Origin of the sequence: Sphingobium amiense (genome assembly GCF_003967075.1) — a bacterium.
In the GTDB taxonomy this organism is placed as follows: Bacteria; Pseudomonadota; Alphaproteobacteria; order Sphingomonadales; family Sphingomonadaceae; genus Sphingobium; species Sphingobium amiense.
Window position 1 is genome coordinate 1 of sequence record NZ_AP018666.1, and the last position, 13,209, is coordinate 13,209.

The following is a 13,209-nucleotide window of genomic DNA, read 5'->3' on the forward strand; positions in this document are numbered from 1 at the left end:
GTGATCGACAGCGTCAAACTCAACAAGCTCCGCCTCTCGCCGATCAATGTGCGCAAGGTTTCGGAAGACCGGCTGCGTCTCGACGAACTCACCCCCGACGTCGAGGCCCGCGGCATCCTGCAGAACATGCTGGTGACCCCGGCCAAGCCCAAGGGCACGTTCGAAGTGCTCGACGGGGGACGGCGCTGGCGCGCACTGATGCGCCTGGTCGAGGCGGGTTCGATCGTCGCGGCCGACTATGACGTGCCGGTGCGCGTCATCACAGGCGACATCGCGCATCTGAGCGAAACGTCCTTCGCCGCCACCTATCACCAGCTGCCGCTCACCCCCGCCGAAGAATGCCGCGCCTATGAGCATTTCATCGGCAAGGGCGCCGACATCGACGGGGTCGCCAAACGCTTCGGCAAGACCCGCCGCTTCGTCGAAGGCCGCCTGCGCCTGGCCTCGCTGGCCGAGCCGATCTTCGACGCGCTGGCCTCGGGCGCGATTACGCTCGACATCGCCAAGGCCTATGCCTCGACGGAAAGCCACGACAAGCAGCTCGATGTCTGGAGCACCTACGGCCAGAACAGCTACGTCAACGCCGATTCCATCCGCCGCGTCATCGCCAACGACGCCCTTAAATCCAACGAACCGATCGCGCTCCTGATCGGCGAGGACCGCTATGCGGCCGCCGGCGGCCGGGTCGATCGCGACCTCTTCAGCGAGGGCGGCGACCGCTGGATCGATCCCGAGATCGCCAAGGGCGTCGCTGCCGAGATGATGGAAGCCGAGGCCAAGCGCATCGGCGAGGAATCCGGGCTCGCCTGGATCCGGCCGATCGCAAGCAGCTATGCCTATAACCACGCGCAGGATCTCTACCGCGTCATGCTCGATCCGCCCGAACTGACCGACGAGCAGGCCGCGCGCCTGGAAGCGATCGAGGCGCGGCGCAGCGAGCTCGAAGAGCTGATGCAGGACGAGGCGCTCGACGAGGATCAGTTCAAGGCACTCGACAGCGAGGACGACGCGCTGATGGCCGAGGCCGAAGCCATCGAGAACCGGCTGCCGGTGCTGCCCGACGAGCTCAAGCCGCATGTCGGCGCGTTCCTCCTCCTGACCCCGCAGGGCGAAATGCGCCTCGACACGCAGTTCTTCAGCGAACAGCCCATCCAGCGCATCGATGACGAGGCGCAGGGCGAGGGTGAGGAGGACGACGGCGAGGGCGGCGAAGAGGGCGAGCGCCTGGCAGGCGGTTTCCGCATCGGCGGGGCCGACAAGGAGGCGCCCAGCCTGCCCGAGGAAGCCGTGGGTCCGGGCGGCAAGCCGCTCAGCGCCCGGCTCTACGACGAACTCGCCATGCAGCGCCGTGACATCCTGGCGGCTTCGCTCCTCGCCGAACCCGCGCTCGCGCTCGACTATGCCCTCTTCACGATGATCGACGCGCGCAGCCAGTCCACGCGTCATACCGGCTACCACAGCGTCCACTATGGCTCGACGCTGCGGGCCGGAGCACCGCAAGACCCGGTCTCGGGTGATATGCCGGTGACCCGCGCGCGGCAGTATCTCGCCGAGGCCCATGACGGGCTCGACGCGGCCTGGACGGAACCGGCCGATATCGTGGAGCGGTTCGAGGCCTTCCGCGCGCTCGGCGACGACGCCAAGGCAGCCTGGCTCGCCTATATCGTCGCCGTCTCGCTCGAGGCCAAGGGCGGTTTCAAGGCGGAACAGATCCCGCTGCAGAACCGCCTCGCCTCGATCCTCGAGATCGATGTCGCCGCCTGGTGGCGGCCCACCGCGGAGAACTTCTTCGACCGGGTCAACAAGGGCACGATCCTCACCCTGCTCAACGATGTCGGCGGGGGCTCCCTGACCGCGCGCCATGCCACGCTCAAGAAGGGCGAGATCGCCGCGAGCTGCGAAAAGCTCTTTGCCGGGGAGTCGATCGTCGAGCCTGACGTCAAGGAGGCGGCGCTCGCCTGGGTCCCCAATGCCATGCGCTTCCTGGATCGCGTGCCGGAACAGGCAGAGGAATCCCTTGATGCGTTTGGCGACCCGGACGTGGCCGAAAGCGACGGGGCTGATGACAGCGAGACCGACGACGGTGACGCGGTGACCGCCGGGCCGACGGCTTCCGCGCCGGCCGAGGCCGACGAAGACGAACTCGCCGCCGCCGAGGCCTGAGCCTCAAATCCTGTCCGCAAGCGACCACCGGCGTGTTCTCGCGCCGGTGGTCGTCTCGTCTGTGAGGAGTTTTCCATCATGTCCAAGCCTGCACGAACCGGCCGGGATGCCGCGGCCGAAATCAGCGCCATCATCATCGATCGCCTTGAAAAGGGCGTACCGCCCTGGACCCGGCCCTGGCGCACGAGTGGCAGCGGCGGCCGGCCGCTCCGGCACTGCGGCACGCCCTATACGGGGATCAACAATCTCCTGCTTTGGGCGCTCGGCGACATGCACGGCTACCGGTCGCGCTACTGGATGACCTATCGGCAGGCGAGCGAGCTCGGCGCGCAGGTCCGCCGCGGAGAGCAGGGTGCCCTGTCCCTCTATTATTCCTCGTTCAAGAAGACCGAGACAGACGCCGTGAGCGGTGAGGCCGTGGAACGCAGCATCCGCTTCCTGCGCCATTACATCGTCTTCAACGCCGACCAGATCGATGGCCTGCCCGGCTATTATTACCCGCCCGAGGTGCCGGCCACGCCGCTGTCCCCCTCTCTGCGGCAAGCGGCGATCGACAGCTTCTTCGCGGCGATCCCCGCCGATGTCCGTCATGGCGGCAACGGCGCCTTCTACTCGCCCACCTTCGACTATATCCAGATGCCCAAGCGCTCGAGCTTCATCTCGATGGACCATTATGCGAGCGTTAGGGTCCATGAAACGGGGCATTGGACCGGCCATGGCGACCGGCTCGCGCGCACCTTCGGCAAACGCTTCGGCGACAAGGCCTACGCATTCGAGGAACTTGTCGCCTTATCTGGACAGTCTGCACCGTGCCTCACGCACACTTGAACGGTATGTTTTGGCGCAACGCAGGGGGGCATCAGGCCGGATGAAGCGCTATCCATAAGCTGGCGTAATCCGGCCTGATGACCACCGTCCCGCAGGCGCGCAACGTGTGCGATCTGGAGTTGGGAGGGGGTCTGGGGGAGGGACTGACAAGCTGTGGATACTTCAGGTGCGTCGATCGTCATTCAGGAGCGCCGGACGGCGGATGGCCTGGACTCCTACATCCCGGTAATCCTGCGTGATGGTGCGATCTATGATCTCCACCTTGAGCGCTACTTCCTCGATTTGCCGCTGAACGGTTCGCGTTCGCGACACTCGTTGCGCGCCCATGGCTATGATGTTCTGGTCTGGGTTCGCTTTCTCGCTTCGGCCCGTGGCAAGTCTGTTTGGCAAGCCGATGCCAATGATGTCGGTGCCTATCATCGTGCCCGGCGGCGCAGCGATGCTGAGTTCCGGATTTCGGCATCGACGTGGAACCGGGCGATTGCCTCGCTCGACAAGCTTTATCGATGGGCCGAACGGGAGGGTCTGATCGAGCGTACACCTTTTACGCATCGTCAGGTCTGGCGACGATCGCACGATGGGCGCCGGGCGGCAGTCACGGGCCGCAATGACGCCTATGAGCGCGCAGCCCGTCGTTCCGACGTCCGTTTCATCGATCTCACCGATTACCGCGCCTTCCGGGAAGTTGGTTTGCGCGGCCTGACCGTTGAAGGGACCGAGCGTCCTGGAGCGCGTGACCGCAATGGCGCGCGCAACGCGCTGTTCGCCGATCTGCTGGTCACCACCGGCCTGCGCCTGGAAGAGGCATCCCACTTGCTCGCAGCTGAGATTCCGGTTTGCGACGCCCGCTCGGAACGTCAGCGGCGGGTCGAGCTTCCGGCGGCACTTACCAAGGGTGACAGGGGGCGAAGCATGCTGCTACCGCGCCGTTTGTTGCCGGTGTTTGACGCCTACATCGCCGTTGAGCGAGCGGCGGCCGTCGCCAAGTTCGCACAGCGCCGTGGCTGGGAAGCCATCGACCGCCCGATCTTCATCCACAGCCCCTCATTCGGGCAGCGCGCATTGCCTCTCGTTGGCGGTGGCACGATGGACATGGAGGTCGTCACACCGGATGAACGCGCAAGGCTTGTTATTTGCGCTGACGATGGAACGCCGCGCGAAGCCGCGGTCCTCTGGCTGACCGAGGTGGGCCATCCTGTGTTGCCCAACTCGTGGGAAGCGATCTTCGCACGGGCAAGCCGCCGTTGCACGGACGCAGGCATCCCGGTCCGGCTTAGCCCCCATCAACTCCGGCATTCCTTTGCAGTCCACATGCTGGCCATGCTGATCCAGCGCCGCCTCGCCGACGCAGCGGCACCAGTGGGCGCCATGGAAGGTTATCGCCAGCTGGTCGGCGATCCGCTTCAACAGGTCCAGCGATTGCTTGGCCATTCGAGCCTCGCGACGACCTCTATTTATCTGGATCACCTCGCCACGCGTGCCGATACCGTCGATGCGGCAGTCGAAGAGCTGTTGGCACTCGTACCAGGCTATCTTCGATCATGAGCGCTGCTCCACGCAAAGGACGCAAGGTCAGCTTCGAGACCGAGGCGGCTGCGCCCCAAGCCGATCCATGGTCGCAGATCAGCACGCTGCGCTTCATGATTCATCCCTTATATGGCGGCGAGCTGCTCGTCGATTTCACGGGCTTGCGGCCGCGCGGCCTGGCGCTCGCTTTTGCCCGGAGCCTGTTCAAGCTGGCCGCACCGCGCGGCCCCATCATGGTACGTTCCTCCCTCAAGACATACGCCAACCAGCTGCCAAGCTTCTTTGCCTACCTGGCCGGGACAGGCGACCGGATCAACGGCCCTGCTGACCTTCGCGCCCATCACATCGATGGATTTGAGACATGGCTCAGCGCGCAGGGCAAGTCTCGCGTGCATGGACAAACCTATGTCGCCAAGGTCGTTTCCGTCCTACGTCGCATCGCGGACGACAGCCCTGAGCTTGTCGATTGCGGCTTGCGGGAACGACTGCGCTACGTCAGCTCACACGCACACGTTCGTTCCCGTCCACGCGATGCCTACAGTCCGTATGTAGCCCGCCAGCTGCGCGATGCGGCACGCGCGGATATTGCTGCGATCGAGGCCCGCTTGCGATCGGGGCCACAGATCGATGAGGTGGCGCAGATCGATGGCGCATATTGCAAAGCCCATGCTGCCATCGAGACATACGGTGTTCTGGGCTACCGTGATCCCACGTTTCAGAGCCTGTACAAGCTGCGCAAAAAGCGCGATCTCACCAGTGACAGGCTTAACCTGAGCCTCCACGCAGCCCACTATCTTACTGCCGACGATATCGTCCCGCTTCTTGTTCTGCTCTTACTCGAGACAGGGCTTGAGCTGGAGTGCTGCAAGTCGCTCACCCTCGATTGTCTGCGCAATGCCGCAGGTGGTACCGTCGATATCGCCTACACCAAGCTGCGGGCACACGGTGCCGAGCACAAGACAATCCGGGTGCGTGATCGCGGCTCATCCACCCCTGGCGGTCTGATCCGACGCATCATCGCCCTATCGTCCAAGGCCAGGGTCCATAACTTTAGCGATAACCTTTGGGTCTATTTTCAGCCGGGCGAGATCACCGCAGGTATTCGTCAACTGCGCTTGAAGGTCAGTGCCTGGACGCAGCGCCATTGTATTACCGATGATCAGGGTAAACCGCTCCATCTGTGTCTTTCGTATCTGCGCAAGACGCACAAGGCCTTGTGGTATCTGAAGACCGAAGGCCACATGGCCCGCTTCGCCGTAGGTCATACCGTCGATATCGCGGCACGGCACTACGCCGATATTCCCTCCCTCAGACCGCTGCACGAGCAAACCGTGGCAGATGCCCTCGAAGAGGCGCTCGCTGGTCCAATGATCCTGCCTCCTCAAGACGAGGACCGGCTGCGCGGCAAGTTGGCAAGCCCTGATCCCGATGATGGGGGCATTTCAACCGCACTGCTCGATGGCGAACAAGACGTCTGGCTTGCAAGCTGTGGCAACTTCTATTCCAGTCCCTTCGCATCCGTCGGCACGCCATGCCCAACACCGTTCTGGGCCTGCCTCGATTGCCGCAACGCGGTCATTACCGCGCGCAAGCTGCCTGCCATTCTCGCCTTTCTCTCCTTCGTCGACGCTCAGCGGATCGGCCTGAGTGCCGCTGATTGGACCGCCAAGTTTGGTCATGCCCATGATCGCATCGTTCAGCAGATCCTGCCTGCCTTCGCCGAAGGCGTCGTGGCAAGGGCCCGTGCGCAAGTCGCGAACGACCCTCCCACGGTCTATCTGCCGCCAGAGGCACGGGTATGACCGTTGTCCAGCTTCTGGCGGAGAGCGACGATGAGCGCGATGCCCTCCCTGTGCTTATGTCCGCGCCTTTGCGCCCCGGCTGCGATCGCGCGCATATTTCACGATACGGCGATCCGGTGTGGGATCTGGCTCCCGGCGTATTTCGCGACAACGCGCGGCGCTGCCATGTCACGGTACATTTCGGCGGTATTGAAGACCCATCTATTGCTGATGCCCTGCGCCAGATTCTCCATGCGCGGCTCAATGTCGATCTCCCCGGTCACCGTTCGCGGCTTGAGCCGGCCGGGGTGCGCGGCGAGGCCAACCGGACCTTGCGCTTTTTCGACTTCGTGAAGGCTCAGCTGGGGCGTTTCGATCTCGGCCGGGTCGATCAGGCTCTGGTCGATCGCTACGCCGGATCTTTGCGCCTTGCCGGGCTGCGCCCAGTTGTAGCGGCAGCGCTGCTGCGGATCGTCTTTGACCTGCACGAGTTGCAGCATCATCTGCCGACTGCGCACCTGTCCTTCGAACCGTGGCCGGGACGAAGTCCGTTTTCCGTGGCGGGCGCAAAGCATATTGCAGGGGAGAACCGGACGCCGCGCATTCCCGAATCGATCATGACGCCGCTGCTCTCCTGGTCGTTGCGCTACGTGACCTGCCACGCAGGCGATATCCTTGCCGCACGGGCGGAACTCGATCGCCTTGAAGCAACGCGCAACCGTCTGATTGCCGCTGGGGAAGGTCTGGATCCCGCTGTTCGTCGGTTACGGCAACGCGAACGCCTTCTCGACTATGTTGCATCCTTGCGGCAGCATGGGCGCGGCATTCCGATCTGGACCACGGCACATAACGGCGCAACGCGAACAGACCCGCAAACCGGCGCCGTCACGCCGCCGATCAACTACCACCTGATCCACCTCCATGCCGGTATCAACGCGCAGGCCGAACCTGCCATGCACCTTGGCCTCGCCACCGGTGCACCAGACCTCATCGCCGCTGCCATCGCAGAACTCGGCACCGAGATCGGCGGCATGGATACGCCCATTTCTGCCGATCCCGATACTGGCCTGCCTTGGCGCACCCGCTTCGATGCCAAGGTTTTGCCCCTCGAGGAAGTCATGCTGCAGTCCGCAGCCTATATCGTATGTGCCTTTCTCTCAGGCATGCGGGACAGCGAGATCCAAGCCATGAGGCAGGGATGCCTGTCTATTACCAAAGCCGAAGACGGTACGATCTTGCGGCATCGTATCAAGTCCACTGCTTACAAGGGCAAGCGCGGCGGCGGCGAGGAGACCGAGTGGGTTACCATCGCGCCAGTCGCTGAAGCCATCGATGTCCTCGAACGCCTTTCCGCGCGTGCAGGGCAAGCGCGCGGAACAACGACCCTGTGGCCAGTCCTCACGCTCCGGGCCAATACCAAGACGCACGTCTCTGCAGAGATAGTCCGGCAACTCAACCGGTTCCGCGATCACCTCAATGACCAATTCGGATCCGCGCAGGCACCCGTCATTCCTGCCGGACCCGACGGCCGACCATGGCGTCTGACAACGCGTCAGTTTCGCCGCACAATCGCCTGGCACATCGCCAACCGGCCCTTCGGAACAATTGCCGGCATGATCCAGTACAAGCATGCCAGCGTTGCGGCTTTCGAAGGCTATGCTGGCAGCAGCCGGTCCGGATTTCGGGGAGAGATCGAAGCCCAGCGTGCGCTCGGGCAGATCGACGATATCCTTGTCTACTTCGACGAGCGGCAAAGTGGCGCACGCCTTGGCGGACCTGCCGCGAACAGGGTCGGAGTTGTGCTTGATACTGCCGCCCACGAGTTGGCGCCGCTACCTGCCATGATTGCCGACCGTCCACGTCTGCGCACCATGCTGGGCAGTCTCGCGCGGACATTGCATGTCGGCCCGCTGGCCGATTGCTTCTTTGATCCGGCAACTGCCCTGTGCCTGAACCGGAGTTCGGAGCCAGGCGCAAGCGGGCCAATGATCTCCATGTGCGAACCGGTCCGCTGCCCCAATGCCTGCATCGCCGAACGGCATCGCCCGGCATGGCAGCGCGGTGCTGATGAGGCACGGTTGTTGTTGCGCGAGAAGCGGCTTCCAGAGCCGCAGCGGGTGACGCTTCAGGCCGAGGTGGCCAGAATCCAGCGTGTTCTTGAACAGATCGCACCGGGTACCGCCACACCGCATAACGGTATGGCGGGAGAGGAAGAGGAGGCGGGTTTGCGGGTGACGGATTGAAGGAGCGGAAGACAGTTTCCCTCCGCCCGTCGTGGAGACCTGCCATGTCCCGATCCTACCCTGCTACGCCGCGAGCCGACGTCTATTCGCGCATTACTACCGAGATTGTATGTGCCATCGAAGCCGGTGCCGGCGATTGGCGTATGCCCTGGCACCATGATGGCGCTGCCACCACCAGGCCGCAGAACGTCACCTCCCGCCGCCGCTATCGCGGCGTCAACGTGCTCGCGCTCTGGATCGCAGCCGAAGCGGCTGCCTATTCCAGCGGTCTTTGGGGGACCTATCGCCAGTGGGCATCGCTTGGCGCACAGGTCCGCAAAGGTGAACGCGGAACGACGGTTGTGTTCTGGAAACAGGCCGCATCGCGCACCGATGATGATCATGACGATGGCGAAGCCGGACCCGGCCGCATGTTCGCGCGGGCCTTCACCGTGTTCAACCTCGCCCAGGTCGAGGGCTATGAACCCTCACCTGTCGCAGTTCTACCCGAGGGCGAGCGGTTCGGGCACGCCGAAGCTTTCGTCGCGGCCCTCAAGATCCCGGTCACCGAGGGCGCCTACGATGCGCACTACCGGATCGACCTCGATCACATCTTCATGCCGACCTTTGCCTCGTTTCGGGATGCATCAGCACAGATGGGCACGCTTTTGCATGAGGCGGCCCACGCCACAGGGGCAAAGCACCGGCTCGACCGCAACTTTGCCGAACGTTTCAAGCGCGACAGCTTGGCGATCGAGGAAATTTGCGCTGAACTGACCGCATCGTTCGTGCTCGCCGACCTCGGGATCGCTCACCATCCGCGGGCCGATCATGCCGCCTACGTAGCATCGTGGTTGCGCGCACTCAAAGACGACCCTCGTGCCATCTTCACCGCCGCCAGCAAGGCGCAGGCGGCCGCCGACTGGATGCACGCCCAGCAGCCCCAGCCTGAGGAGATGGCCGCATGATCCGCGCCCCGAAAATTTGCGGTGGAAGTCACATTAGGGCTGGACTGTCAGGATATGCGGCCGAGATCACCGCCGGGCTGGTCTGCGCCGAGCTTGGCCTCCCCAACGAGTTGCACGACAGCCACGCGAGCTATGTTGGCCACTGGCTCGGCATCCTCAAGGCCGACAAGACCGCCATCATCCACGCTGCGTCCAAGGCCGAACAGGCCTTCGCCTATCTGACGGCGTTCGGCGAGGCCGGGCAAGCGGGCAGCGCCCCGCCGCCCGCACTTGCCGCGGCTGCATGAGGCGGCCGCCATGACCCCTGAAACCAAGATCCTGGCCTGCCTGTCGACGGCCCATCTCTCAGCCGAGGTCGCGGCGGAACTGGACGCCATCCTCGCCTATCCGCCGCCGCTTGCGGCCCGCCTCAACCCCGCGCTGTGGCAGGCGCATATCCTCATGGACCGCTGGCTGGATTATGGCTGGTTCATCTGGGTCGCATCTCCTGCCCGCGCGCATATGCCCGGCTCGCTCAAGGCCTGCCTCGACCTCGCCGAAGCGTCCGGCGCCGCCTGGCTGCAGTTCGACCGCGACTGCGCACCGATCGCCGAACTGCCGGTCTACGACTGGTAATCCCCTCTCATCCAAGGAGAACCCTCATGGGTTGGCTCACCATGTCTCGCCATTCGATGGGGGGGCACGCAACCGCGAAAGCCTATCTCGACGACCAGTTCACCTATGAGCGCGACCATCCCAAGGGCGGCACGCGCGGCCTCAAGGTGCTCGCCTCGTCCTGCCCTGCAAACCGCGTCTATTATGCGGCCGCTCAGGTGACACGCGACGGCATTGGCGGCGAGGTCTTCGCCATCGTCTGCCTCGTCCTGTGGAACCCGCGCAGCGCGAGCGGCGAAAATTTTGGCTACAAGGATATGACGGAAAATATGGGCCCCTGCGAGGCTGCCTGTCCCGCCGCGATCCTCGATCTTCTGACACCGACCACAAACGAGCATGCGCTCGACTGGCGACGTCGCTGCCGCGAGGCGCTCGCCCGCCGTTCCCGAAAGATCGAGACCGGCGCTCGCATCAAGCTGCCCGCGCCGGTCCGGTTCTCCGACGGGCATGTGGGCGAAGAATTCATCGTTGACCGGATCGGCCGCCGGGTCATCCTGCGCGATCCCGAGACGCGCATGCCCTACCGGATTGGCCGCTTCATGGACCAGGCCTGGACGATCGTCCCGGAGACCAAGGTCCACAAGACCCTCTTCGCCTGAGCGCTCTTGCCTCCCGTCCCTCCTGCGAAGACAAGGATCTGATCATGTTCCCTTTTCCCTTTCCCCGGTCCGCCAAGCGCGACCTCCTGTGCAGCCGACAGAATGCCGAGCGCGTCGCTGCACGTCTGTTCGCCGCCGGCGGCGGGCCGATCAGCGTCGTGCGCACCGGCGATCTTCTCCAGCCCTACCGCGTGGCCCTGGTCCCGGCCCGCTATGAGCAGGTCGAGACGGTCATGGTATCATGATGGGTCGCAAGGTCATGCTCTCAAGCGTCTTTGCAGCCCTGCTTATGGGCTCCAGCCTGTCGGACGCCCAGAGCTTCCATGCGCGCGGCCGCGCGCTCGACGGCGATACAGTCGCTGTTGATATCCGCCTGCTCGGGATCGATGCCTTCGAGACAAGGCAGATGTGCGAGCGCCGGAACGGCTGCTGGTCGTGCGGCAAGGCCGCGCAGGATCTCGCAGCACGGGCTCTGCGCGACGCCGAGGCGGTCATCACGTTGACGCCCTCATCAACCTATGGCCGTCCGGTCGCCACCGTGACCGTTCGCGGCGCTGACCTCGGCGAGACGCTGCTCCGCGCCGGGCTTGCAATCCCGCAATCGCAGTATCTTCGCCGCGATCCCGCGCGCCGCGCGCGCTATGAGGCGGCCTTCGCCGAGGCCCAAGGCCGCAAGGCAGGGGCCTTTGCCGGCACCTGGCTGCCCCCCGCACGATGGCGCAAGGGCGAACGCCTCGCCTGCGAGCGCCGACAATAATCCCTTTTCCGCAAGACCTCGGCGCTTGAAGCGCGCGGCACACCCCGCAGGCACCTGGGCGCGCCGAGGCTGGCGGCGGGCTTTGCCGATGAGGCTGGTCTCCAAGGACATGTCGCATGGTTACGTCCTCATCCCAATCGCGCGCGATCACGCTGATGGTCGGGCTGCCGCATCTTCGCTCCGGCCCGCTGCTCGCCCGCGCGCGCAGCCTTGCGCTGCCGGTCCTCGTCTCCGCCAACGCCTTCTCCCGCTGGGTGGACGCAGCGCAGGGACGTGAATGGGCCGGCTGGAAACTCCAGGGCCTGAAGAATGCGACCCGTCTCCACAGTCTTTGCCTGGACAGTGCCGGGTTCAGCGCCATGGCTCGCTATGGCGGCTTTCCCTGGACCATCGACGACTATGTCGCGCTCGCATCTGCCTTTCCCTTTCGCTGGTGGGCGAGCCTCGACTATTGCGTGGAGCAGGAGGTTGCCCGAGACCGCGAGGAGGTTCTCGACCGGATCGCGCGCACCGTCCGGGCCAATATCGAATGTCATGCGCGCGCTGTCGATCGGAATATCGCCAGCACGTTCCTGCCGGTCATCCAGGGCCGCCTGCCGCAAGATTACGAACGCTGCGCCACTGCGCTCGCAGGCCTTGTCGAGCGTCATACCCTCATCGGTGTCGGATCGATGTGCCGAAGACCCATCCATGGCGACGCCGGTCTCATCGCGGTGGTGGATCATCTCGACCGCGTCCTGCCGCCAGCGGTGCGGTTGCATCTCTTCGGCGTGAAGGGCGCGGCCATTCCCTTCCTCAAACCCTTCGCGCGCCGCGTCGCCTCGATCGACAGCCAGGCCTATGGCATCGCAGCGCGCAGCAAGGCGCGGGCGCATGGTTGTCGAAAGTCCGATGACCTCGTCGCCGACGAGATGGAGCGGTGGGTCGAGCAGCAGCGGGCGCGGCTACGCCAGCCTGCCCGCGCCCTGCCGATCGCGGCGCCAGCGATAGCGCCGCCGCTGCGGTTCGATCCTTGGGAAGAGGCGATCGCCCAAGCGCGGGAGGATCTGCGCGCGCTCATCGAAAGCGGCGACCTCGATCATGATGCGCCTGTGACCGGATGGGTCGAGCAATGGGCCGCAGACCTGATGCACGTTGAGGCTTGATGGCGATCACCAAGCACGGCGCCGGACGCGGCACAGCCCTGCAGCTCAGGATTTGACGACCGGCTCCGCCCACCAGGACGCACCTTGGACAAAATCGGCACGACTCTCGACGAGGGGGCCATCGGGCTCCGCCGCGACATAGGGGTTGGTCAGCGGGAGGATCGTTCGCTTTTCACGGTGGATCTGGCCGGCGACCCGGCCGCGCCGCTCGAGCAGATCCTCCAACCAGGCGAGGTCGTCGAGCATCTCGACCACGCCGCGACCAGCCAGGCAGAAATAGATCGTCCGCTGAAAGTCGTCGGCCTGCGGATTGGACAGGAGGCTTGCGAGCTTCCGTTTGCCTTGCGCCAGCCCCTCGTGGATCCACTGGGCCGCCTCGCGGATCTCGCGCACGGCATAATAGGCATCGAGCGCATCCATGCCGATGGCCGCATTGGCGATCATCCGGCGCGTCGGCCGATTGTCGGGATCAAGCGCGGCATCCCGTAGCGTGATATCGAGATCGAACCGGTCGAGAAAATTGGACATGCTCATGGCGGAAACTCCCTTCGCGTGGGAACGTACC

General features: G+C 64.5%; 12 protein-coding genes and 1 pseudogene. 12 read left to right on the forward strand and 1 reads right to left on the reverse strand.

All coding sequences use genetic code 11. The features are described from left to right. The 12 genes and pseudogenes from SAMIE_RS21375 (at position 1) to SAMIE_RS21430 (ending at position 12,644) form a co-directional block, all read left to right on the forward strand. Positions 1-2,163 carry a ParB/RepB/Spo0J family partition protein gene (locus SAMIE_RS21375; RefSeq protein ID WP_107917700.1) on the forward strand — a complete coding sequence of 721 codons (2,163 nt, stop codon included), beginning with the start codon at positions 1-3 and terminating at the stop codon, positions 2,161-2,163. 78 nt (positions 2,164-2,241) lie between these two features. After that, positions 2,242-2,976, forward strand: a pseudogene (locus SAMIE_RS21380) (ArdC family protein); the annotation flags it as partial. Positions 2,977-3,144: 168 nt separating this feature from the next. Continuing rightward, positions 3,145-4,536, forward strand: coding sequence for a tyrosine-type recombinase/integrase (locus SAMIE_RS21385; protein ID WP_030538911.1), 1,392 nt, complete (start codon positions 3,145-3,147; stop codon positions 4,534-4,536). After that, positions 4,533-6,320 (forward strand): hypothetical protein, encoded by a 1,788-nt coding sequence (locus SAMIE_RS21390; protein ID WP_030538912.1) that lies wholly within the window; start codon positions 4,533-4,535, stop codon positions 6,318-6,320. Before SAMIE_RS21385 ends, SAMIE_RS21390 begins: the two co-directional genes overlap by 4 nt. After that, entirely contained in the window at positions 6,317-8,542 is a 2,226-nt protein-coding gene (locus tag SAMIE_RS21395; RefSeq protein WP_030538913.1) for a site-specific integrase, read from the forward strand. The genes SAMIE_RS21390 and SAMIE_RS21395 overlap by 4 nt, the downstream gene beginning before the upstream one ends. 44 nt (positions 8,543-8,586) lie before the next feature. Further along, positions 8,587-9,489 (forward strand): ArdC family protein, encoded by a 903-nt coding sequence (locus SAMIE_RS21400; protein WP_030538914.1) that lies wholly within the window; start codon positions 8,587-8,589, stop codon positions 9,487-9,489. Continuing rightward, complete coding sequence (locus SAMIE_RS21405; protein ID WP_126516957.1) at positions 9,486-9,776, forward strand: zincin-like metallopeptidase domain-containing protein; 291 nt, start codon at positions 9,486-9,488, stop codon at positions 9,774-9,776. The genes SAMIE_RS21400 and SAMIE_RS21405 overlap by 4 nt, the downstream gene beginning before the upstream one ends. Positions 9,777-9,786: 10 nt before the next feature. After that, complete coding sequence (locus SAMIE_RS21410) at positions 9,787-10,104, forward strand: DUF5983 family protein (RefSeq protein ID WP_048939587.1); 318 nt, start codon at positions 9,787-9,789, stop codon at positions 10,102-10,104. Positions 10,105-10,130: 26 nt separating this feature from the next. Further along, positions 10,131-10,742: a DUF6927 domain-containing protein gene (locus SAMIE_RS21415; protein ID WP_048939588.1), complete on the forward strand. Its 612-nt coding sequence runs from the start codon at positions 10,131-10,133 to the stop codon at positions 10,740-10,742. Positions 10,743-10,786: 44 nt separating this feature from the next. Continuing rightward, positions 10,787-10,987, forward strand: coding sequence for a hypothetical protein (locus SAMIE_RS21420; protein WP_041380157.1), 201 nt, complete (start codon positions 10,787-10,789; stop codon positions 10,985-10,987). Continuing rightward, positions 10,984-11,499: a thermonuclease family protein gene (locus SAMIE_RS21425; RefSeq protein WP_048939589.1), complete on the forward strand. Its 516-nt coding sequence runs from the start codon at positions 10,984-10,986 to the stop codon at positions 11,497-11,499. Before SAMIE_RS21420 ends, SAMIE_RS21425 begins: the two co-directional genes overlap by 4 nt. Positions 11,500-11,615: 116 nt before the next feature. Continuing rightward, entirely contained in the window at positions 11,616-12,644 is a 1,029-nt protein-coding gene (locus tag SAMIE_RS21430) for a deazapurine DNA modification protein DpdA family protein (protein ID WP_048939590.1), read from the forward strand. Positions 12,645-12,689: 45 nt separating this feature from the next. On the opposite strand, the gene SAMIE_RS21435 is transcribed toward SAMIE_RS21430, so the two are convergent. Then, positions 12,690-13,178 carry a hypothetical protein gene (locus tag SAMIE_RS21435; protein ID WP_048939591.1) on the reverse strand — a complete coding sequence of 163 codons (489 nt, stop codon included), beginning with the start codon at positions 13,176-13,178 and terminating at the stop codon, positions 12,690-12,692. Positions 13,179-13,209: the final 31 nt, after the last annotated feature.